The 22,755-nt window shown below is 45.8% G+C and carries 21 protein-coding genes; 8 read left to right on the top strand and 13 right to left on the bottom strand.

Translation table 11 applies throughout. The features are described 5' to 3' along the window. Window positions 1-65: 65 nt before the first annotated feature. Entirely contained in the window at window positions 66-908 is an 843-nt protein-coding gene (locus Y696_RS01570; RefSeq protein WP_121509673.1) for a PHP domain-containing protein, read from the top strand. 152 nt (window positions 909-1,060) lie between these two features. Here the strand turns inward: Y696_RS01570 and Y696_RS01565 are convergent, their stop codons facing one another. From Y696_RS01565 to argS, 7 genes are all read right to left on the bottom strand, one after another. Beyond that, a complete protein-coding gene (locus tag Y696_RS01565; protein ID WP_099771799.1) occupies window positions 1,061-1,957 on the bottom strand; it encodes a bifunctional enoyl-CoA hydratase/phosphate acetyltransferase in 897 nt (298 codons plus the stop codon). A 130-nt stretch (window positions 1,958-2,087) separates the two neighbouring features. Further along, a complete protein-coding gene (locus Y696_RS01560) occupies window positions 2,088-2,444 on the bottom strand; it encodes a hypothetical protein (RefSeq protein WP_147431768.1) in 357 nt (118 codons plus the stop codon). 305 nt (window positions 2,445-2,749) lie between these two features. Next, on the bottom strand, window positions 2,750-2,944 hold the full coding sequence (locus Y696_RS01555; RefSeq protein ID WP_121509671.1) for a hypothetical protein: 195 nt from the start codon (window positions 2,942-2,944) through the stop codon (window positions 2,750-2,752). A 297-nt stretch (window positions 2,945-3,241) separates the two neighbouring features. Next, window positions 3,242-3,919 (bottom strand): PspA/IM30 family protein, encoded by a 678-nt coding sequence (locus Y696_RS01550; RefSeq protein ID WP_121509670.1) that lies wholly within the window; start codon window positions 3,917-3,919, stop codon window positions 3,242-3,244. A gap of 43 nt (window positions 3,920-3,962) precedes the next feature. Further along, window positions 3,963-5,030, bottom strand: coding sequence for a hypothetical protein (locus tag Y696_RS01545; RefSeq protein ID WP_121509669.1), 1,068 nt, complete (start codon window positions 5,028-5,030; stop codon window positions 3,963-3,965). Between the two features lie 467 nt (window positions 5,031-5,497). After that, on the bottom strand, window positions 5,498-6,817 hold the full coding sequence (gene rlmD / locus Y696_RS01540) for a 23S rRNA (uracil(1939)-C(5))-methyltransferase RlmD (RefSeq protein ID WP_121509668.1): 1,320 nt from the start codon (window positions 6,815-6,817) through the stop codon (window positions 5,498-5,500). Beyond that, entirely contained in the window at window positions 6,817-8,448 is a 1,632-nt protein-coding gene (gene argS / locus Y696_RS01535) for an arginine--tRNA ligase (protein WP_121509667.1), read from the bottom strand. Before argS ends, rlmD begins: the two co-directional genes overlap by 1 nt. 163 nt (window positions 8,449-8,611) lie before the next feature. Between argS and argF the strand changes: the two genes are divergently transcribed. From argF to Y696_RS01520, 3 genes are all read left to right on the top strand, one after another. Next, window positions 8,612-9,553, top strand: coding sequence for an ornithine carbamoyltransferase (argF, locus tag Y696_RS01530; RefSeq protein ID WP_121509666.1), 942 nt, complete (start codon window positions 8,612-8,614; stop codon window positions 9,551-9,553). An 8-nt stretch (window positions 9,554-9,561) separates the two neighbouring features. Further along, on the top strand, window positions 9,562-10,500 hold the full coding sequence (gene arcC, locus Y696_RS01525) for a carbamate kinase (protein WP_014730148.1): 939 nt from the start codon (window positions 9,562-9,564) through the stop codon (window positions 10,498-10,500). 94 nt (window positions 10,501-10,594) lie between these two features. After that, window positions 10,595-11,146, top strand: a complete 552-nt coding sequence (locus Y696_RS01520; protein ID WP_006491714.1) for a TetR/AcrR family transcriptional regulator — start codon at window positions 10,595-10,597, stop codon at window positions 11,144-11,146. A 70-nt stretch (window positions 11,147-11,216) separates the two neighbouring features. Here Y696_RS01520 and Y696_RS01515 read toward each other — a convergent pair whose 3' ends face one another. Beyond that, window positions 11,217-11,864 carry a hypothetical protein gene (locus Y696_RS01515; protein ID WP_014730147.1) on the bottom strand — a complete coding sequence of 216 codons (648 nt, stop codon included), beginning with the start codon at window positions 11,862-11,864 and terminating at the stop codon, window positions 11,217-11,219. A 74-nt stretch (window positions 11,865-11,938) separates the two neighbouring features. Between Y696_RS01515 and Y696_RS01510 the strand changes: the two genes are divergently transcribed. Continuing rightward, the gene (locus Y696_RS01510; RefSeq protein WP_121509665.1) at window positions 11,939-13,030 is read left to right on the top strand and encodes an AI-2E family transporter; all 1,092 of its coding nucleotides are present in this window, start codon (window positions 11,939-11,941) and stop codon (window positions 13,028-13,030) included. 128 nt (window positions 13,031-13,158) lie between these two features. On the opposite strand, the gene Y696_RS01505 is transcribed toward Y696_RS01510, so the two are convergent. Then, window positions 13,159-14,790 carry a capsule assembly Wzi family protein gene (locus Y696_RS01505; RefSeq protein WP_121509664.1) on the bottom strand — a complete coding sequence of 544 codons (1,632 nt, stop codon included), beginning with the start codon at window positions 14,788-14,790 and terminating at the stop codon, window positions 13,159-13,161. A gap of 13 nt (window positions 14,791-14,803) precedes the next feature. After that, window positions 14,804-16,192, bottom strand: coding sequence for a hypothetical protein (locus Y696_RS01500; protein WP_259459836.1), 1,389 nt, complete (start codon window positions 16,190-16,192; stop codon window positions 14,804-14,806). Window positions 16,193-16,229: 37 nt separating this feature from the next. Between Y696_RS01500 and Y696_RS01495 the strand changes: the two genes are divergently transcribed. The 3 genes from Y696_RS01495 to cysK all read left to right on the top strand — a co-directional run bounded on the left by Y696_RS01495 (window position 16,230) and on the right by cysK (window position 18,907). Further along, on the top strand, window positions 16,230-17,393 hold the full coding sequence (locus tag Y696_RS01495; RefSeq protein ID WP_259459835.1) for an MFS transporter: 1,164 nt from the start codon (window positions 16,230-16,232) through the stop codon (window positions 17,391-17,393). A gap of 61 nt (window positions 17,394-17,454) precedes the next feature. Next, window positions 17,455-18,030 (top strand): serine O-acetyltransferase EpsC, encoded by a 576-nt coding sequence (gene epsC, locus Y696_RS01490; protein ID WP_121509661.1) that lies wholly within the window; start codon window positions 17,455-17,457, stop codon window positions 18,028-18,030. After that, window positions 18,017-18,907 (top strand): cysteine synthase A, encoded by an 891-nt coding sequence (cysK, locus tag Y696_RS01485; RefSeq protein WP_121509660.1) that lies wholly within the window; start codon window positions 18,017-18,019, stop codon window positions 18,905-18,907. Before epsC ends, cysK begins: the two co-directional genes overlap by 14 nt. Here cysK and Y696_RS01480 read toward each other — a convergent pair. Genes Y696_RS01480 through Y696_RS01470 form a run of 3 tightly spaced genes read right to left on the bottom strand, consistent with a single transcriptional unit; the run spans window position 18,900 to window position 22,713 of the window. After that, window positions 18,900-19,997 (bottom strand): YncE family protein, encoded by a 1,098-nt coding sequence (locus Y696_RS01480; protein WP_121509659.1) that lies wholly within the window; start codon window positions 19,995-19,997, stop codon window positions 18,900-18,902. The two genes, cysK and Y696_RS01480, sit on opposite strands and share 8 nt — an antisense overlap. Beyond that, a complete protein-coding gene (locus Y696_RS01475) occupies window positions 19,994-21,811 on the bottom strand; it encodes a peptidoglycan DD-metalloendopeptidase family protein (protein WP_121509774.1) in 1,818 nt (605 codons plus the stop codon). Before Y696_RS01475 ends, Y696_RS01480 begins: the two co-directional genes overlap by 4 nt. A 5-nt stretch (window positions 21,812-21,816) precedes the next feature. Further along, window positions 21,817-22,713: a DUF881 domain-containing protein gene (locus Y696_RS01470; RefSeq protein WP_121509658.1), complete on the bottom strand. Its 897-nt coding sequence runs from the start codon at window positions 22,711-22,713 to the stop codon at window positions 21,817-21,819. Window positions 22,714-22,755 lie beyond the last annotated feature (42 nt).

The raw sequence follows: 22,755 nt of genomic DNA, 5'->3' as shown, positions 1-22,755 counted from the left end.
TAGTATTGTATTGTGATCACCTCTAGTAGAATAATATCATCATTGATGTAAAAGGTGGTAGCTGAATGTTTGTAGACTTTCACTGTCATTCTGATCATTCCGACGGCACGGACTCGGTTGCGGCAATAGTGCAAAAGGCTGCGGACAAAGGAATCTCCATTCTCTCTGTTACCGACCACGATACACTGGCTGGCCAGAATGAAGCCAGGGAACTGTGCTTGAGAGCTGGAATAAAGTACATAAGGGGAGTAGAGATAAGCTGTGACTTTCATGAGACCCTCGATGTTCTTGGTTACGGTATGGTTTTCGAAGCTTCGTCTATGGAAGAAGAGCTCAGACAGTTGAGGCTTAAGAGAGATCTTAGGAACACAAGGATTCTCTCGAGGCTGCGATCTCTCGGTGTTCAGATTACCGATGAAGAGCTGGAAAGTTCATTTCCCGGTGAAAGTCTGGGAAGACCACACATAGCCAATCTAATTGTGAGAAAGGGTTATTCTGACTCAACAGAAAATGCCTTCAAAGAGTTTCTAGGAAAAGATGGAAAAGCGTACGTTGAGAAAGAGAAGCTATCCATAAAGAGTGCAATTGAACTCATTCTCTCCGCTGGGGGTGTTCCCGTCCTAGCCCATCCTCTTTCGATGATGCTAGATCGAAAAGAAACGATAGAGATCATTAGGACAATGATACGTTACGGATTAAAAGGCATGGAAGTGTTTTACAAGACCTATGAAGAAACAACTCGAGAAGAGCTTTTCGAAATCTCAGGAAACCTCGGATTGATAGCCACGGGCGGCAGTGATTATCACGGGAAGCACAAGAAAGATCTCGAGCTCGGGATTGATATTCCAGACTCTGCAGTTTCCAGATTCCTTGAATCCTTACCCGCCGACAACGGCCTTAACTATTAGGGCTTCCGAGTTGTCTCCAGAAACGTATTAAGATTTGCGATCTTACCGTTCTCAGTCACAATATACTGATCATAATCGATCGATAGAGAACTGAGCAGCTCGCTAAATCATGTTTCCTTCGGTATTTATAGTCTCATCTCTAAAATTGCCCTTCATGAGCTCTTGCCGATCGAATAACTGGCCAGGGCGATAGATGCCAGTTTAGAAGCAGCCGAATCGGCTCTGGATACAATAACGATTGGGGCAGTTGCACCCAAAATAAGACCGGCGATCGTTCCACCGGCAAGATAGACGGCCGACTTGCCCACAAAATTACCACTTGCAATATCCGGTACGACTAGGAGATCGGCCTGCCCTGCTACCGGCCCGGAAATCTTCTTGATTTGTGCCGCTGCAAGCGAAAGCGCATTGTCCACACCTAGAGGCCCATCGATTACACAATCGCTGATCTGCCCTCTTTGGCTCATCTTGGAAATAACGGCCGCATCGATAGTCTCTTGCATATCTTCGTTCACAACCTCAACAGCAGCAATAAGCGCGACTTTTGGTTTTTCATAGCCTATTGACTTCAGAAAGGCAACGGCGTTCTCGATTATCGACACTTTTGTCTGTAGATCCGGGCGGATTATCATTCCTCCGTCGGTTACGAAAACAACCCTGTCGACTACCGGAACATCCATAGCCGCTATGTGGCTCAAAACCCTTCCCGATCTTAAGCCCCATTCTTTGTTCAGAACCGCTTTCAGGAGAATCGATGTCTTCAACAGTCCCTTCATCACAACATCGGCTTTGCCGGAACTAACTAACTTTATCCCCTTCTCGCAAGCTTCTTCGGGGGAGGAGGCGGGTATCAACTCTCCCTCAAGTCCTTCTTCTTTCAAGATTTCGAGAGTCTCTGCTTCTCTGCCAACAAAAACCGGCGTCGCGATCCCTTCGTCAAATGCGTGTTTGAGAGCCCTTATCCCCTCTCTATCTTCTGATCCTATAAGAACAACTCTTCGAGTACCGCCTGCCTTGGCAAGCGAAACAAGTTCAGAAAAGTCTTTCAACAAAAACCCTCCTTGACACCGATTTGCACTTCTTCCCAAAGGAAAGTATAACCCATACGGAAGTCAAGGAGAAAGTTATCTCTCTTGAGCAGGTTTAATTATGATGCATTACGGCAAAATTTGTAGGCAATTAAACCATCTCCTTAGTACAGAGGCCGGCGCATCTTCTGGCAACCTTAAAAAAATAGATCTTTCCTCCGAGATAGCCCAGCCTTTGAATCAGTTTGCCGCATCTTGGGCAAGGGTTCCAGCAGGTCACTTTTTCCATTGACGTTCTATGCCCTTTGGGATTACCAAAGAAGTCCTTTTCGGAATCCCTGCCTCCATGCGGAGCCATCTCCTTTAGAATGCTCCTTATTGAAGAAAACATTGTGCCTTTCTCCTCATCGCAAAGACTCTCCATCTTGATTCTCGGGTGAAGACCTGACGTCGACGATATATTGAAGCGTTTCATTTCCCAAACCGGTGATTCGCTGCTCTTTTGCAAGAGAAGACTTCAAGCTGTGTTTGCCGGCTCCTTAACAGCCGAGCATATCAAGAAAAAAGTAAGCCTCGTTGAACTGATCGCCAAGCGGTGAAGGCTTTTCCTGAGCCGCAAGATAGTACTTGTTGTTGAATTCTCCTTCACTGAAGCGCCAAATGCCACCGTAAAGCTTGGTTTTCTCATTAAAAAATGTTCCGTCACTGAATATTATTCTCAGCTGCGATTGGGTTCCGGCGTTTCGACTTTATCGTGAAAGGCATTTGCCGCTCCATCAGACAAGAGTGATCCTCTGCTTTCAAAGCATATCTCTACGATTCCACCCAGTTCTCGTGAAGAAGTAAAAAGTAACCACACAATTCACCGGATTCCCGTATTGTAAAGATCGCGAAATGGAAGGAGTATTTTCTAGACTTTATCGGTACTTCAACCGTCTTTGCCTTTTTGTCCGAAAGAGTTTCGTCGATCTGATTTGCAAGAACCAATGCCCCCGGTATCTCGATCATTCTTAGCCCCCACTAATAACTACTGTCAAGTGTCGCAGGGGGTCCTTCCAAATCGAGAAGTACCAAATTCTTCCTGTCGTTCACTTGCTTCTTCCGAAGACTCGAACTGTCACAAAAAGAGAAAGGCCGAAGAGAATCACTATGGTACAGCAGGAATGTGCTGCATCAATCTTCGACCCCACTTACAAGTTATCCGCCAATTTCAGTATAATGACGTACATGAACCGTCTTCGAATAGAATCTTCTTGAGATACTGTTCCTCTCAAGAAAGCAGAGACAAAACTGTCTAAAGAGTTTCTAGATCCCCAGCTCCTTCTTCATCTGTTCAAGCTCCTCATCGACTGCAAAGGAGCTCTTCGCCGCATACTTCTCTTCCAGAGCCTTTGCTTTGTCAATCGGCTCAGTATTGAGTTCGGCCATGGCATTTGCTTCATCAAGCATCTTCTGTGCCTTTTCTTCCAGTCTCCCAACCGCATCCATTGCTCCCTGCGTCTTACCTGCCGAAGAACTGACTTCATTAATCTTCTTCTGAGTTTTTGCGACGGCCACCTTAGCTTTGATCATTGCGCGTCTGTTTTTGAGAGACTCAATATCCGAAACTAGCTTGTCGTGCATCTGGCGCATTTTAACAGCGTTTTCGTGGGCTGCCGCGTAAGCCGTCATTAGCCCTGCGCCCACGTTTTCGAGCTCCTGCTTCTTTGCGATAAAGACCTTTGCGTCTCCGTCGTTTCTTGCCAGCAATGCCCGCTTTGCAAAGTCAGCGTATTTTGCCACTTCTGCCGCATTTTCATCGACCAGTCTCTTCGTTCTCGTCTCCTCTGCAATTACACCTGCAGTTCCTCGCTTCACTTCGGCAAGATCCTCGGTAAGTTCACGAAGGTGCTGGTCGATCATCTTCGAAGGATCTTCCATCTTGTCGAACAAAGCATTTACATTTGACTTGATAATGTCATTGAACCTGTCAAGAATACCCATCTTTTCCTCCCAGAATCAAGCCTCTAAGGCTCGTGTGATAGTTTCAACTTTCTTTTGACTCATTTCCTTCATCTTTCTTCTCATATTTTTTGGTTAATTCCTCAACTTCCTGATCTCCGAACTTTTCAAGAGGGGTGTTCAAGATCTCTTGCGTCTGCTTCGCCTCGATATTCTTCTGTCTCTTCACATTGCTCCACCAGAAAAGCAAGAGCACAATCACTGCTATGATTCCTATTACAATGAATACCGGAATCCAGGGAGATCTGGTTACAGTCATGATCCTGTCTGCCGCGTCGCTGAATGCCTTGGCGAAGAACTCTTCATCGGCAAAGTTATCGTAATAATAATACTTGTCTATATAATCGAGAAGGATGTCGGCAGCCTCGTTGTCGATAACTGTCTTCGCCTGATTACCGCATACATATCTATCCATATAACCGTCGCCGTATTCGAAAAAGACTATGAGACAATGGGCTTCGTCTGTGAAAAGTTTGTCGTAAAGTCCACCAGCGAAATCCGCGAGGTCATCATCAGTTGGATAGTGAGAGCCGTTTACTGTATCTGTTATGTACAGATAAGGTTGAACGCCCGTCTCCTGATAGAAGTGTTTCATGCCGTTGATAAGAACAGAGTCTTTGTTAATCCACCCGAGCTCATCTGTATAATACCCGGTTTCGTTAACCGATCCTTTTGGCAGCGGTTCTCTCGCGATCGTTGATTTCGTGATCTCGATATTTCCAGGATTACTCCCACAAGAGGAGAATGTCCCTGAGACAACCAGTACAATCAGTATTATAGCGATAACGATCACACCAAATGCAAAGACGCTGCAGCCACTGCATCCGGCGGTGTTCACTCCAGACCCACCCGTAGTCGGCCTCTTGAAACCTCCGACAGGAATTCTGAAGGGCGATGTAAAAACCTTTTTGCGGGAAGAACTACCAAATATACCAGAAGGGAATGAGCTTCCAGGCCTGGAAGTGCTTCCCCTGGAGCTGCTTGAGCTGCTGCTCGAGGATCGGCTGCTTCGACTGCTGCTGAACGATCCTCCGCTTCTTCCGCCACTGCTTCTGTTGCTGGATGACGACCCGCCGCTACTCCTTCTAGCCAATGCTTATCTCCTTTCAGGCAAGCAACCCTTTTCAGCTAATTATAGGCCATCCAATCTGGAATTGCATAAGAATTAATGAGTGTTAAAAGTAGTTGAAGCCACCCATGCTTATCTTTACTAATGGCTCGTTGCCGCACAACGCAGTTTTCATTCGTGGCCAGCGAGTTCTTGTTTTTTAGCGTACAGCGATTCATGGGATCGCGATGATGAAATAAGTTCAGATAACGAGATGTAGCGTTTTTTCGGAGTAACCATTCGATGTCATCTTGGGATCCGGGATCTGGTTCCAAGAACGAACAACGAAGAACCGGTCTTCTCGGCGGAGAATGTCAAACTATTCCAGGAGGCTTTCAGTCCTCCGCAAATTCCTGACAGGTTACCTGCCGCTTCATTTCTTGACTCTCAGTTCCTTGCTTTCGGAGATGCAGATTTCCAAGCTATGTGAAGCAAACTCCACTCGGTCGACTTTATCGCTTTTTGACAAGACACACAACTGTTTCCACGTGCCATGTCTGGGGAAACATATCGAAAGCCTTTACCGTAGAGATTTTGTAGCCTGACTCTCTGAGCTTTGCGGTATCTCTCGCCAGGGTAGTAGGGTCACAGGACACATAAAACACCATGGAAGCGCCGAACTTATCGAGAAGCCCAATCTCCGAACCGACTCCGGATCTGGGCGGATCGAGAATTATCGTAGAGTAGTGACGCTGATCAGACTTGAGAAATTCAATAACATCGCTCGACACGATTTCGATCCCAAACATTCCGTTAAGATTCGAATTTGCCTTGAGAGCCTTAACAGATACGGGATTCGATTCTACCGCGGTGACACTGCCCATCTTCTTCCCAACGGTGATAGAGAATGTTCCTATGCCACTGTAAAGATCAAGAAGAGAGTCGCCAGCCGTATCCTTCATCTCATTAAATATATGACTGACAATCGACTCCGTAACTTCGAGATTGTTTTGAAAGAAGGCTACGGGCGGAATCTCAAACTTTCTTTCGGAAAGCTCCTGGTCGATTACCCCTTCCCCGAAAAGCGTTCTCGAAACGCCTCTCATAACTACCCTGTCGTTCGCATTCATAAGATGAACGAGCGTCGAGACATAGGGAAGCTTCTTCCTAACCTCCAAGACAATACGGTTTTCATCGGGAAGACATTCTCCTTTTGTAACAAGTATTGCCATGATTTCTCTTCCGTTGCCTCTTAGAATTACATGCTTGAGTTCGCCTCTTCCAGTAACCCTGTTATATGGAATGATTGCCGTTTTCCTCAGTATCTCCTCGAAACCCGATCTGGCCTTTTCGAAGTCTTTCAGGCCCAACACACAACCCTGGCAACTAACGGGAGAGTTGCTATTCCTCCTATAAAGACCGAGAGAAAGCCCATCTTTCCCCCCGTGACACACATACTCCATCTTAAGTCTGTAATTCGTCTCTCTTGGTGAAGGAACAATCTCAAAGTCCTCCAGTTCAATCTTTCCTACTCTTTTGAACTGCTCACTAATTACCTCTCTCTTCCAGAAAAGCTGTTCTGAATAGTCAAGTGTCTGCCAGTCGCATCCGCCGCATACCGGAAAGTTCCTGCAAAGCCTTTCTCTCCGGCTATTTGAAGGGACAAGCACTCTCTCAACCTTCATCGTATGGAAGTCGCTTCTTCCCTTTTTCTTGCTAGCTTCAACAACTTCGCCTGGATAACCCGCATCGAGCAAAGCTACTTTCCCGTCAGCTGTTCTGGCGAGAGAGAAACCTCCTGCGATTAGCTTCTCAATACGAAGTTCTTCCATTACATACTATCGGGAGCCTCAACGCCAAGAAGCTCTAATCCGCTCCTTAAAATGTTCTGAATCGCTTCGCACAAAGCTAACCTTGCACCTGAAAGTGCCGGGTTCTCCGGGTCTACAATGATATTCTTGTTGTAGTAACCGTGAAATGCCCTGGACAGATCCTCCAGATAAGACGTTAGACGGTTTGTTCTGTAATCTGCGACTACCGAATCCAAAATCTCAGGAAAAATCGTCAGCAGCTTGATGATCCTCCTGTCTTCCTGAGAATCGAGAAGCTCAAGCGAATCTCTCGATCTTTTCACGTTCTTCTCCTTAGCAGTTCTGAATACATTGCTTATTCTTGCGTTGGCATACTGGACGTAAAAGACAGGATTGTCATTCGATCTCTGCCTTGCCAGATCTATGTCAAAAAGCATGTGAGTGTCAGGATCGAACATCGCGAAGAAGTATCTCGTCGAATCCACTCCAACAGCTTCAACCAGCTCATCCAGGGTTGTGAATTCCCCTCTTCTGGTCGACATCTTTACCACTTCACCCTCTCTTTTGAGATTTACGTACTGGTGGACAATCACATTCAGAAATCCATCTTCTATTCCCAGGGCCTTCATAGCAGCATTCATCCTAGGAATGTGGCCCATGTGATCCGCACCCCAGATATCAAATACCTTTTTGAAACCCCTATCATGCTTATTGTAATGATAAGCAATGTCGGTCATGAAGTAAGTATAGCTTCCGTTCGATCTCACGAGGACCTTATCATCATCCTCCACAAAGTTTGAGACTTTAAGCCATCTCGCCCCTTCCGATTCATATATCAACTCTTTTCTGTCAAGCATGCCAATTACAGAGTCAACAGTTCCATCGTCTATCAGAGAGCTCTCAAAGAAGACGTTATCAAACTCCACTCTCAGCCTCTTGAGTGTTCCCATAATATCTTCCAGCATCTTGTCGAGAGCATATTTCTTGAAAAAAGCTTCGGCCTCCGAGTTCCAAACCGCCTTGAAACGCTCTCCGATCTCACCGGCAAGTCCCCTGGCAATATCGATCAAATACTCACCCTGATAGCCATCCTCAGGTAGCTCCTCTTCTACACCGAGGTATTGATTGTATCTAACCCACAAAGAGCGGCCCAGGAGTCCAATCTGCCTTCCCGCGTCATTTATGTACATCTCTCTTTGGACTCTGTATCCTCTTGAAGAAAAGATTCGGCACAGAACATCTCCAAATACTGCCTGGCGCCCATGACCAACTGTAAAGGGTCCCGTTGGGTTGGCGCTTGCAAATTCAAACTGAATTCTCGTATCGCCCTTTCTCTTCCAGAAATCCGGCGCATCGATCAACTCCGCCAGTACAGAGGATAGATATGTAATGGAGAAATCAACGTTTATGAATCCTGGTCCGGCAACCTCCACTCTGCTATAGTCGGCTTCGTTGCCGAGTCTCTCGCAGATTATATTAGCGATTTCTCTCGGACTCTTCTTCAAGATCCTCGAAAGAATAAACGCGGCATTTGTAGAAAGATCACCAAACCCCTCAGGAGGTATCTCAACCTTAAAATCGATTTTGTCATCATAAATGTCAAATTCCTTCAGCACTTTCTTTATTGAGTTCTCCAGCTTCTCCTTAAACACAATCCACCTCCTAATCTGGCCAATATACCTTAGCATACAAAAGCATAACACCGCATTGTTGTGATATGGTTTAATCTGCGTTTCCTCGTACGAATAAACGCAATTGAAAGCATAGTCTTATATATGTATTATATTAGAGATAACTAAAACAAGGAGGGTTAAGATGGGCGTAAACCTTAAAGGAAAGAGCTTTTTGACATTGCTTGATTTCACGACAGACGAGATTCGCTATCTACTGGATATTGCAAGACAGGTGAAGGTCGAAAAGAGGGCCGGTACGCCGACAAGTAGATTTGCAGGGAGAACGCTTGCCATTGTATTTGAGAAGCGCTCAACAAGGACAAGAACTGCTTTCGAAACTTCCTTCGGTGAAGAGGGCGGCCATGCGGTCTTTCTCTCAAAGGACGATATTCATCTTGGAGTGAAAGAGGATTTGAAAGACACGGCAAGAGTACTAGGAAGAATGTTCGATGCGATAGCGTTCAGGGGCTTCAAGCAAGAGACTGTTGAAGTTCTGGCGCAGTGGTCTGGCGTTCCTGTCTATAACGGGCTTACCGACCTATACCATCCAACCCAAATTCTTGCGGATTTCATGACTATCGAAGAAAGCCTCGGCAGCCTGAAAGGACGAAAGCTGGTCTTTGTGGGGGATTCCAGAAACAACATGGCCAACTCCCTCATGATAGGGTCCGCGAAGATGGGGTTGCATTTCGTAGCGTGCGGTCCGGAGAGACTTCACACCGATCCGGCTATTGTCAGCAAGTGCAAAGAGATCGCAAAACAATCCGGAGCTACGGTCGAGGTCACTGAAGATGTCGACTCTGCACTAAAGGACGCCGATGCAGTCTATACAGACGTCTGGGCATCGATGGGTGAAGAGGACAAGCTTCAAGAAAGGATTGCTCTGCTTAAACCTTATCAGGTTAACGCTAAGATGATGAAAAAGACCGGAAAGGCAGAGACTATCTTCCTTCACTGTCTGCCTGCCGTGAAGGGAAATGAAGTAACCGAAGATGTCTTCGAAAGTCCTGCCTCTAGAGTCTTCGAGGAAGCCGAGAACAGAAAACATACAATAAAAGCAGTAATGATAGCCACACTGCTATAGGGGGAAGTATGAAGAGAATCGTAGTTGCAATAGGCGGCAACGCGCTCAACAAACCAAATGAAAAACCTACAGCAGAAGTTATGGAGAAGAACCTGCTCTCGACGACTGCCTATCTTGCAGATCTTGTAGAGGAAGGTTATGAGCTTGTAATTACTCATGGCAATGGACCGCAGGTTGGAAATCTCCTTGTTCAGCAGGATATCGCGAAGGACGTTTTCCCTCCCTTTCCGATCGACGTAAACGATGCAATGACACAGGGTTCAATTGGTTACTTGATAACCCAGACTTTGAACAATGAACTTGTCAAGAGAAACACAAGAAAGAATATAGCGTGCGTTCTGACTCAGATAGTTGTGGACAAGAACGACAAGGGTTTCGAGAATCCTTCCAAACCCGTCGGACCGTTTTATGATAGTGAGACGGCCAAAGAACTCGAGAGAACCAAAGGCTGGACCGTCAAAGAAGATGCCGGAAGAGGTTATCGACGTGTAGTGCCTTCACCTATGCCCCTTGACGTTCTTGAAATCGAACCTATTAGGGAGATGATAAAGGACGGCACCATCGTCGTGGCGGCTGGCGGCGGTGGAATACCGGTGGTCAGAGACGAATCGGGACAAATTAAAGGCGTCGAAGCCGTCATTGACAAAGACAGAGCTTCTGCCCTGCTGGCGAAGTTAATTGAAGCGGACGCACTTGTTATCCTTACAGGAGTAGACTACGCGTACATAAACTTTGGAAAAGACAACCAGAGGGAACTGAAGGAATTGACTGTAAAAGAAGGAAGAGAGTTGATGGAAGCCGGTCACTTTGCTAAGGGAAGCATGTTGCCAAAGATAGAATCCGCAATTGAATTTGTCTCTCTAACCGGAAAGGAAGCGATCATTACTTCTCTGGAAAATGTAGATCTCGCGCTCAAAGGAGAGTCGGGCACAAGAATCGTTGCATAGACAGAAGTCGGAGAGATTCTCCGGCTTTTTTTGTTTTTCCTGTAACCATGTGATATAATCTGTGTTATACGAATGATTGAAAGGAGTGACGACAGTGCGCGGTCAAGAAACAAGAGAGAGAATAATGGAGGCTGCTATACAGGTCATCGCTGAAGAAACGATCGAAGGCCTGAGCACACGTAAGGTTTCAGGGATAGCAGAAGTGAACCTTGCGGCTATTCACTATCACCACCGTTCCAAAGAGGGAATGCTAATCGATCTATCAAGGCATATTCTCAACAACTACGTCCTACCGAGAATCGAACCACTCATCGATCAAGGCAAACAGCCTGTAGAGATTACAAGAGATCTTTACGCAGAACTGTTGAAGCTCTATTCTGAAAGGCCAGATATAATGGTTTCTCTTGTATATCTCTGGCTTCACGGAATGAAGAACAAAAGAGTGAGGGAGATCCTTATCAATGCGAGGGCCGACTTCTACGATAGATTAGAGAGAGCGCTAGGATCTTCAATGTCAATGAGACGTGCTTCCAAAGTGTCTCATCGTCTTCTATCTTACATAGCAGGCAAAATCATGGAAATGGCAGTTGATGGTGAGATGCCTGACGAAAAGGAAGTAGACGAAATAGCCAAACTTCTTTCATAGTTTGATTTCTGCGGAAAAACTATCAGGAAAGGCAACGTAAAATCCCTTCCGATGATTATCGGAAGGGTTTCTATTGGTTTATAAATCCCAGATTAAACTGGATTCCTACAAAACTGTACGCAGGAAAGGGGCTGAAGGAAGAGAGGTCATCTTCTATCTCCCATTTTAATGTACCAACAAGCTCGACACTTTCGAGGTTGATAAAGTAAAATTGCTTTCCAATTTCCAGCCTTCGCCTGGCGGAGAAACCAACAGAGGTATAACTTTGCTTCTGCGTCTCGCCAGCAACCTTCTGAAATCTGCCAAGGGTAGCGTTGACAATGCTCAAATCATTATCGAAAAACACTTCAGCCTTCAATTGTCCGCCAAGAAACGAGGCATCGGGAGCGGCGTATTCATAAAGCCCTCCTACCTCTAGATAAACAACGTTGAAATCATATCCTAACTCCGCGATTACTCTCGCTTCTTGAAGTGAGGAGAAGGAAACGCGGGAAGCAAAATGAAAGTTTTCATCGTAGCCCACGGTGAAGTAAGGACCTTCATCAGTGAACCAACCGGCTTCAAGAAAGGAAAGAATTCCAATTCTCAGTCCAACGTCTTTGAAACCAGCCATTGCTCTGACAGATCCAGGAGCCATCATCCTTGATGAATGCATCGAGCCAAATGAAACAAATGCAATAAGAAAAAAGACTGTCAGGATAATATATACTCTTTTCATAAAGGCACCTCAAAAGATATTATACATATTGAGTATACAACAGATTTGTCACTATTCTCCGGTGGAGGGCTATTATGAAGAAAGCAAAGTTCTGGGTTCTTGGATATTTCATAGCAGTGTTCATGACACTCTTTCTCTTTCCTACTACCTCAAGGGTTCTCGGACTGGCCTTTATATTTTCGCTAATTATCAACACACCGGCTCAATTTGTCAGTAGAAAGATCCCTAGGGGAGCCCTAAGCATAGTAACCGGCATAGCTCTTCTATCGTTTATGTTCTTCCTTATCTACAGAGTAGTCCCAATAACCATCAATGGTGTGAAAGGCCTTTCGTTGGAGCTGGATTCTCTTTTCAATGGCGGTACATTCGACAAGTGGCTGGAGAAGCTTCCCCCATTCATTTCTGAAGCGATAGTCGACATAGTCGAGAGCGCATCCCAGTGGTTGAGTGATGCAGCAATCATGATTGGGCAATACGTTGCCTCAAACATCACTTCATGGATTACAGGTGTTGTCTTGCTGATTATTGCGGGTTTTGTGGTCGCAAGAAAGACCAATATGATCCAGAAAAGCGTGCCCGTGCTCTTTCCCGGTTGTGATCAGGACAAGGTGAGCAGCTTTTTTCATTCATTGTACAAGGATTTTCAGACCTACATTGGCGGCCAGCTGATAATTGCTCTTGTTGTTGGAACAATAATCGCTATCGGATCGGCCATTCTCGGTATCCCGAATGCGATATTCCTCGGTTTGCTGGCGGGAATCACTAATTTTGTCCCTTATCTTGGCGTGGTTGTTACATCGATTCCGATGATCGTGCTTTCTTTCGTAAGCAAAGGGCTTTGGGGGGTTGTTGGAGCCATCGTCTTGCTGGTCTTCGCCAACCAGATGGAGATCTGGTTCCTGTCGCCGAAAATTCTCTCGAACAGAGTTAAGATTAACTGGTTCATCGTGCTGGTATCGATAATAGGGTTTGGCGAACTGCTGGGCGTCTTTGGCGTTGTTTTTGCAGTTCCAATCCTTATATTCATAAAGAGGTACTGGATGGATTTCATTCTCAGTGAAAGGAGTGGTAGTAATTGGGAATCTACGATAGAGACTGGTACAAAGAAAGCCAAAATCAGGAAAGAACACCACCCCGAGGAACCGACAGGTTCTCAAGAGGATTGATTGTAGGACTGATAATCGGATTCCTAATAGGATTCCTTGTATTTGGCTTCATATAGTCCTGTTAGAAAAAAGGGACGGGTCATTTCTCGTCCCTTTTTATGAAGACATTTACAGGAGTAACGCACTTTCTAGAAGACGTAGGACATATAAGGCCTGATCTCGAAAATCGGTCTTTCATACCCTCCGTTCTTCTTGAAATAATCTCCAAAGTATAGAGAGAAGTCGCTTCCGAACGTAAAGTCCCTGTAAGGGATCATTGCATTGAGCTTCAAGATGTTCGCATTAACAGTTTCACCAACTGGCCCGCTCCAATCTTCAGGAGCCGTAAACTCACCGGGGTCGTCTTCCGGCTCTTCCATGTTCAAGTAAGGGGTTTTCAGAGTAACTTCTCCCTGTTTGAAGTATTCATATACAAAGGAGATTGAAAGCCCATTGGTCATTATTGCATTAGCCATAATCGAGAACCCATTGAGATCAGGTCCGTACTTAAATCCCAGAGGATAATCTGTGAAATCCCTGCTTCCTGGAAGCTCGGACTTAGTGTAGATTCTGTTTGTGAATGTGAGAAACGGCTGCCAGCGATTGTACATCCACGTGTCAGTGTGATAGAGCTCTACAGAGGCAAGAAGCAACATTCCCTTAATATCCACCGCGTATCTAAAACCACCACCATAAGCCAGGGCAGTTGGTTTGCCCCGCGCCCCGGCCTCAGTAGAACCGAAAGAGACGTCATCTATGGCGATTTCTCCGTAGAGTTCAATACCCTTGAAAGGAACCAGAGAAAGGTCAAGCGAGGCCATGACGTTTGAGAAGTCTTCGCCGTATGTATTGTGGAAGATTATGAATGGATTGGCATCGTTCAGATCGGGGTGTTTCCCTCCAACGACGTTAAGTTCTCCTACACCGATCCTCCCCCACGTCGAAAACTGAACATCGAAGCGGTGCCCAATGATAGTCTTCGCTCCTTCGGTGTACGGCCTTCTCTGGTTCAGATCCCACACTTTCCCCTGTTTTACCCACTCTTCATCGTTCAGGAGTGAAGTCGGGGTTATAACCAGAAAAGAATAGGTAAAGTGGCCGCTCTTCCAGAGAGGCGTAGTATATGAAGAAGAGACATTGTCGTAATAAGACGATGCGTCACTTATAGTCAATCCATTTCTCATAGGTCCCCAGGCCACCTTGTATCTACCCAGCGAAGCATAGAAGTTATCACTAGAGTAGGACACGTAACCGAGTGTTGGCCAACTCATGTCAAGCGCCTCCAGTTTTCCCTCAAAGAGCTCCACTGGAAAGTTCATATACGGCTTCGAATCAAAGTTATCGCCGTGACTGATGTAGCTCCTGTAGTCTTTCGGGATGTCGAGATTTATGAAGCCCGTGACATTGTCGGATACTTCGCTCTCAAAACCCAGCACAAGCCAGGGCTTCAAAGTATCGTACCGATACCTCAAATAAAGAGGAACAACAGACTGCAACCACCCCTTTTGTTTGAAGGGTTCGAAGTTATGTATCATGAACTGCGGAGTAACTCGGAGAAAAACGTCGGTTCCAGCCGCGGTCTTTACCGTAGGCTGCTCAACCTGGACTGAAGCAAATCCCTCTGGAATTGCAGTATTTGCAGTAAAGAGAGTTCTCCCATCAACCAGGTTTCTGCCCAAAAACAAGTTGTATTGATCTGTGCCCTTGAACATCAGGGTTCCCTGACTACCAAACACTGTCGCTAACAGTGTAAAGAACAGAAGCAAGGTAAACTTCTTCATCTGCGATACCTCCCTATAGTAGTGAAAACATTCTAATAAAACCGACATTTATCCCGAAATCAACCTTTCTGGAAAAGGTCAGCTTACCGGCAACGAAGAGAGTTGTATTTTGATTTGCTGCATAAAAACCTTCTCCAGTCAGAATGAAAGAAGTGGTTATCGGCTTCTTCGGTCCATACCACTCAGGATCGAAGGGTGGAGAATACGGAGAATCTATGGTGACTGAACCGGCTCGCAATAGTTCTGCAGCGATTTTCAACGAAACGTTCTGGCTCTCGTATTCTATGCCTATCAGCGTTAGTGTCGAATCCGGGCCATAAGGGAATCCGTAGAATCCCGTGATGACGGGCCAAGAGTCTAGATGTAATACATTGAATCTATAGGGATAAGTGAACTTTCCTATATTTGTTCCCCTGTTGTAGAGATACGTGGTGGAATGGTAGTGCTCCATCCTGACTCTGAGGCCACCGTCTTGCAGAAGAGTTTTATCTCTAATTTCATGCTCCGATTCATCTAGTTTAGGTCCAGTATATGGCCTGCCATCGGAAATTCTCCAGAGAAAACCTGCAACCCAGCCAAATGCCGTTGGATTGGAATTCGAGCTTTCTGATGTAAGTCTGAAGTCATCAAGTGTGAACTCTCCGTAAGCCATTACATCGCTTAGTTTAACCTCTGCTGCAAGTGTGGCAGTGACATTTGAGTTGCTTTGATAGGTATGGTGGTAAATCAAGAACGGTCCGAGGTCCTGCAGATCGGGATAGACACCATAAACAAGATTCTCCTCACCAAACGTAACTTTCAAGTTTTCGTTCATGTAACCGAAGCGATGACCCAAAAGCGTCTTTGGCCCGCCGCTTATCGTTCTGTCGGCAGATACTGCGAAGAAATCATAAAGATACTCACCTGATTTTGCCTGCCCGTTCAACTCTATCCACAGGTGGTCGAAATACGGAAGAAAATTTGAGATAACAAAGCTGTAAGTTGAAACTCCGAGACCGAGCTTCCTTCTTCCCAACGATATGAATGAATTTGAATCTCTCCGTTCGAAGTAACCCAGTCTGGGAAAGTTCACGTCAATGGCAGGAAGAAAGGAAGTCGTGGAAAGCGGCAGATTGCTTAACCAGTCTCCCATCAGGTAATCCGAAAACTCCTGTCTCAAGTCCATATTCACGTACAACTGCGAATTACCGATCGCTATCTCCATACCCCCCGAAAAGATCGCCGGAATCCGCATATACCTGTCTAAATCTTCTAAATCGGGAACGTAGTTGCTCGCGACAGAGGGGATATTATCGAGAGATAATGAAGGTGAAAGAGTCACGTGCAGGCCGGTGCTTCCCAGAATCATTAGTGGTATGATAAGCATCAATAGAGATAAACAACATTTCGACAATGGATTCACCCCCATAAGAATTTTACACCAGGAGGACTGATAATTGGTGCCGCTTTTTCTTTCTGGAGCCTCTTCCAGCGCTCGTGAGACAGCTACAGAAATCTTTATCTACTCAAATCTAGGCGTTATGGCTCTTTTCAGTCAGTTTTTCCAGAGCAAAGGCTTCTCTTCAGTCGAAATCGGAATTCTAATGGCGGTTACTCCTATACTTTCAGTAATTGCCAATCCCTTCTGGTTCAAGAGGTCAAGAAAAAGAGGCGGCGCTTTGGTAATGGGGACGCTTTCGATCGTCTCCGCGATCACCGTATGGGGTGTCTTTCTGACTCCAACCTTTGAAACCTCATTGATTGCGATGTCCCTTTTTGCATTCTTTGCGGTCAGCATCGTCCCAATCTCAGAATCCGTAGTAGTACCGTCTTTGAGGAGCAAGGGAAAACGCTTCAACATGGCAAGGGCATTCGGTACTGTAGGTTATTCGGCAACTGCCCTAATCTCTGGAATCGCATTGAGGGCAGGCTTCGTAATGATCTTCATAATTGCCAGCGTATCGCTGCTGACAGCTGCCGCAGTGAGCAGAGCTTATCCGTCAAAGCGGATGCTTGGAAGGAGTGAAAGCGAAAGGAATTCCACGCCATTGCCAGTCGAATTCTACTTGCTTGTGCTGGCAGGAGTTGCATCGATTACAGTCGGTGCGTTTGGATCAACCTTTCTCCCTCTTTTGACCAGTGAAATGGGGTACGACCTTTCATCGGTAGGTTTCTCCTTTTCGTTGATGGCACTCTCAGAGGTGCCTTTTCTTCTTTTCGCCGAAAAGATCATAGATAGAATAGGCAATACCAGACTGCTTCTTGTGGGAATCTTTGCTACGGGGCTAAGATGGTTCCTGACTTCAATTGCTCCATCTTTTCCAGTCTTTCTACTATTTCAAGCTTTGCACGGAATCAACTACATTGTGGTCTATTATTCCGTTACAAACTTCATCCACAAAAATTTCGAAGAAAACAAAGCAACAAGGGCGCTCACAATCTACTGGATGTCAACTATGGGGCTGAGTTATCTCCTGGGTTCAGTCATGGGAGGCGTTTTGATACGTGCATTCGGTATTAGGAGAATGTACACCATTGCCGGGATTTCGGGAATGGTAATGGCCGCCTTTTCTTCACTACTCTTTGCGGCCCTTCGTAAGAGAGGGAGATTTACCAACCGGTAACTCTAATCCCGATTCATTTAGTATACTTTCTCTATGAGGCAAAAAAAGAGAGGGTGGTTAGATGAAGGCATTCGAAAATATAAGACAGACTGGAATCGACATTTCAGAAGATCTAAAGGCTTATCTAGAAAAAGATCCGACAGTTTCCAGAAAGTGGCATGTCTTTCTCTTTTCTGCCGGGTTCCATGGTTTACTGCTGTACAGGATCTCCAACCTTCTATGGAATGGAGGCCTCGGTCTTTTCGCGAGAATTCTACATTATTTCTCAAGAGTTGCTTATTCTATGGACATTCATCCCGCCGCAAGAATTGAAGGAGGAGTCGTCATTGACCACGGCTCAGGGGTAGTAATTGGTTCCACCGCATCGGTAGGCAAAGGAACACTGATTTATCACGGCGTAACCCTTGGTTCAAAAAACGTCATGACGGGAAAGCGTCATCCGGACGTTGGACGAAACGTAGTGCTAGGTGCGGGAGCCAAGATTCTTGGTCCTATATATGTATGCGATAATGCAAGAGTGGGGGCAAATAGCGTCGTGCTCGAACACGTGCCTCACGGCTCTCTTGCAGCGGGTATCCCCGCAAGAATTCATGTACCAACCGTAGAAAGGGGGAGAAATCAGGATGAACCTGTTTGATGCGATAGGCAATACACCGCTTCTGGAACTAAGTTCTTTTGGCCATTCTGCAAAGATCTTCCTGAAGATTGAAAAGAATAACCCCGGCGGCAGCATCAAGGACAGGGCCGTTCTTGGAATGATTCTTGATGCTGAAAGTAGAGGAATCCTGAAAAAGGGAATGACCATTGTGGAGCCGACAAGTGGAAATACCGGCATCGCAATTGCAATGCTTGCGGCCCCAAGAGGCTACGGAGCGGTCCTCTTCATGCCGGAATCTGCAAGTATCGAACGTGTAAAGATAATGGAAGCGCTTGGTGCTGAAGTAGTGAAAACTCCCTCCGAAAAGGGGATATCGGGTTCCTATGACGGGGCAAAGACCTATCTGAAAAACAACACGGACTCCTTCATGCTCGATCAGTTCAACAACCAGTCGAATCCAGGATACCATTACGCTTCGACAGGCCCTGAGATATACTCTCAAGTTGGGGAAGATATCGACGCTTTCATATGTGGAATGGGTACTGGGGGAACCGTTTCCGGTGTCGGAAGGTTCCTCAAAGAGAAGAAACCGGACGTGTACATCGCGGGAATAGAACCCGAAGGATCTCCCTTCATTTCAAAGGGAAGAAGCGGAAGTCATAAGATACAGGGAATCGGTCCCGGTTTCAAACCGCAAACGCTTGATCTTTCATTGCTGGACGAAGTGATGACGATTGAAGACGAAGAGGCGCTTTCAATCATGAAATGGCTGCACAAAAAGGAAGGGCTACTCGTAGGAATTTCGTCCGGAGCCAACGTCGCCGGAGCTTTACAGCTATCAAAAAAAGGATTCAAGCGAATTGCAACAATCGCCCCGGACACCTACGAAAGATATTTAAGCGTAGATCTCAACTAGATTTAAGTAACAGCAATGCTCCCGTGTTCTTTCCGGTTTGCCAATCTTCTTGAAGCAGCACGGCCATTTCCATTCCGTTGAAGACGAGATCGACCGGATACCCATCTAACTCTACAAATTCTATCGTAATTCCTCGACTATCAAGAACCTCGAGTGTTCCAGTAACGGTCTCCAGAACGTAAATTTTATCTTCACTGTGAACGACTTTTATCGGACCGCGACCCATTAAATCAAATTTCTTGGTACTGTAGGTGGACAGGTCTACTGTCATTATCTGGTCTTCGCCGGTCAATGCGATCCAGATCTTTCCGTCGTGAATCACGGGAAAATTTGGATATCTACCCAGCTGAACCGTGGTGATCTCAGCTAAATCACTCTTAGAAAGAACCTTGAGATTTTCATCCACATATGAAACCAGGAAGATTCTTTCTCCCTCTAAAAGAATGTAAGATGGCCGTTTACCGACATTTGCTTCGTTTACCAGATTACCCCATTCATCAAATACGAGAAGCCCTTTTTCGGTCTCGTGGGAATGTGTAAGAAGATTATAGTTATGGAAGAGCGATACGAAAAAGAAATTAGAATCTTCCGCTATAGATAGAGCTATGACCGGGAGCTTCTGCCTCTTTATTATCTCCCTCTTGGATATGTCCAGCAGCAGGAACTCGAACTCATTAGTCAATATTCCAACCTTTCCATCTATGAACGATCCGGTGATTAGCCTGCTGGATGTTGGAATCTCGTCGATCTTTTTCCATTTACTAGGATGAACGGAAGCGTCCACAACAATCAACCTGCCACTGTAGAATCCGAAGCAGTAGAGTTTCCCGTCCCTGTAGATGATATCGTTGATTCCATCATTGCGCATCGAGTCGAAGATCGTCACAGGTCTGAAATTTGCATCGAAGACTATTAACTCGGAGTCGCCCTTAACGAGAGTTATGTAATAAGTACCACTGCTGTTCTTAATTTTCAGCAGTCCGGATGGCATTATGCCCAAGGGATACCTCTGGCCGAGCGTAATCGCTCCCATTCCCGAAACAGCTATAATACAGGCAAATAAGAGAATAACAGTTACTAATCTACTCAAGGCTTCTTCACCACGTACACAAGAAGATCCTCTTTGAAATTCGATGCCGTATCGAAGTCATGGGTATATACATCGATCTTATTTCCTTTGATCGAGCTCCCGGTATCCTCCACAACAAAGAAGCCCTTGTTTGGAGAAGATGAGAAGAACGGAATATAGACAATTGAACCAAGAGGAATTACAACTGGATCTGCTGCTACCGTTCTATATCCCTTAACGAAATCGCCGCTCGCAGTCATCTTGAATGATGGCGACGTAGGATTCTTTGCATCATCCCATTCGGTGTACATAGTCACTTCAAAAGTCCCGACATTCTCGAATATTATATCGGCTGGATTGACAGGCACATCGGCTTTCCAGAACTCGAAATGAAGATTACCTTTGGCATCCGAGGCCGATCCGATAGTATCCCCAACCCTAACAAAATCACCCTTCATAACCATGCGGCTGCCCAGACGCGCGTATACGGTCTTCATGTTGTTTCCGTGGTCCACCACAACCATCTCGCCATACAAATCATTTACTCTTTCCGAAAGTATGACCTTTCCCGGAAGAAAAGCCGTGATTCTTGAGCCTGGAGGCACGGTAAGGTCCATACCGGGATTTGCATAACCATAGTCGTAGCTTCCAAAATTAGATTCTATCGAATCCACAAGAAAATCCACGCCAAGATTCAGTCCAAAATGAGTGGCAATGGAAGCCTTGGCCATGAGATTGTCCAAAGAAAGCGGGATCTTTATCTCATCGCCACGATAGATCAGATCCCAGTTCTTGATTTCAGGATTCATCGCCTTAAGCTGTTCCACCGTTACCCCATACGCTTGAGCAATGCTCCACAGGTTATCGCCCGATTTAACAATGTAAGATACATGGGAAGTCGGTTCAATTGTCTCGTATGCGGCTGCACCGAGCCTGCTTCTTATATCGGAAATCTCTCCCAGGAAAGTGGCCATCGTCACAAAGTTCTTCTCTTCAGGCTCCTCCTGCCGCTCAATGCTCTGGAGATTATCGGCGAGTTCGCGCGTTCTGGAATCCATTTCGTCTATTCTAGAAACGAGTTCGTTGAAGACCTCAGAATCTATCACAGATGAACCTACGGTCTGCTCCAGCTCGGCAAGTCTTCTTGCCAAGGAATCATACTTAGCGCTGTCAAGAACGGAGATATCGGTTCTGGCGGCGAGCTCCTCAACCTTGTTAACGAGTTCTTCGTACCTGCGATCATCTTCATCGGATTCCTGCTGTACAACGACAACTTCTGCGCTCTTTATCTCCTCGATCCTCTGGAGCAGCTCTTCATACTTCGCCTCGTCAATGGAACTATCGTAAGTGCCAATCTCGGAGATTCTCTGAACTAACTCCGAGTACCTCGAAGAGTTTAGTGATTCAAGCGCCTGAACCTTTCTGTTCAGGTCATCGATTTCCCGAGTAATTATGTTGTTTTCCACAGTACTGGTTAGAACTCCGTCGATTTTGTCGTAGAGTGTTTTAACGATCGCTGCGGAAGATGCTGAATCTATAACCGACTCGGCAAGCATGTTCTTGATTATCTGAAGCTCCGCCCTAACAGCCTCAAGTTCTTCATAACCGGCATATGTAGGTTCAATTGCCTGAACGAAATTTATCCTGAAAGCAAGCTCCTCGACGGCATCCTCTAGCTGGGCAAGCTTCTTCTGGCCAGCTGCCAGAGAATCGATTTTTTGTTCGAGCGCATCCATTCTTTGGGTAAAATCATCCCTCGTAATAAACGGGAAGTCACACCCCGTGAAGAAAACCATGATAAGTACCAGAAGAAATAGAAGGGCACTTTTTCTCAACTGAATCAACCCCCTCCCGCGGGAATAGTGATAAATTCAAGAGGCAGAAAAGTCATGTCAATCTCCCTGCCTGCAAAAAACTCCTTCAAGAGACCCAGACCGGAAACAAGATAATCATACTCGCCCAAAACCTCTATCACAATGGGCGAAATTTGAGTCGGTTCATCATTAATTATAACAGTTGCGCCTACACAGCGTACATATGTGTATGGCATTATCCTCTTACCGTTGAGCGAGATCTCCGTGGCCCTCAGAGCGTATAACTCGTTCAAGATCATCAGGATATCGCTGTCATGAAGAATGCTGCTCCCCTTGAAGCCCGATTCTATTCTTATGCGAACGCCTTTTCCGACTTCCTCTTTATAAGACTGATCAGCCTGACTTGAAAACGCGTTAACATTCATGACCGCTTTCTTCAGATCAGCTGTGCTCGATTCGAGCAGCTTCTTCAGCTCTTCAACCTGCCACTCGAGAGATACGATCTTTCCCCGTACCCCTTCAATTTGAGTCGAATAGTCGACGCTTTCTCCACTGTCCAGTGAGTCGATGGATCTCTTTATCAGCTTCAAATCTGAGGAAAGCTGTGCGATGGAATCAAGCACGGGAGTACTGCTCAAGGAGTTCGAGACATAGTTAATATCTGCGATTATTCTTTCAAAGTCCGTAATGATTCTCGAAAGATCCTCTCTCACTTCAACAGAGGAAAGAGAATCTAAATTCGTGTTAAGGAGGGAGACTCTTTCAGACATCTGCTGAAGTTTGCTCTCGATCTCTCTCGTGCTTAGGCTAGAAATCATTTCATCGCCGAACTGCTTCAGAAAATAGATATTAAAGAAAGAACCCAAGGCCACAACAATGATCAAGGCAATAAGAAAAAACCATAATCCTTTCAAATCCTTCACTCCAAAACAAAAGCGGCGGCAACTCCGGCCGCCGCAGAGTCC

This window comes from Mesotoga sp. H07pep.5.4 (genome assembly GCF_003664935.1).
GTDB classification, from domain to species: Bacteria; Thermotogota; Thermotogae; order Petrotogales; family Kosmotogaceae; genus Mesotoga; species Mesotoga prima.
Note: the sequence above shows the minus strand (reverse complement) of the source record. Positions and strands in the feature narration are given on the sequence as shown.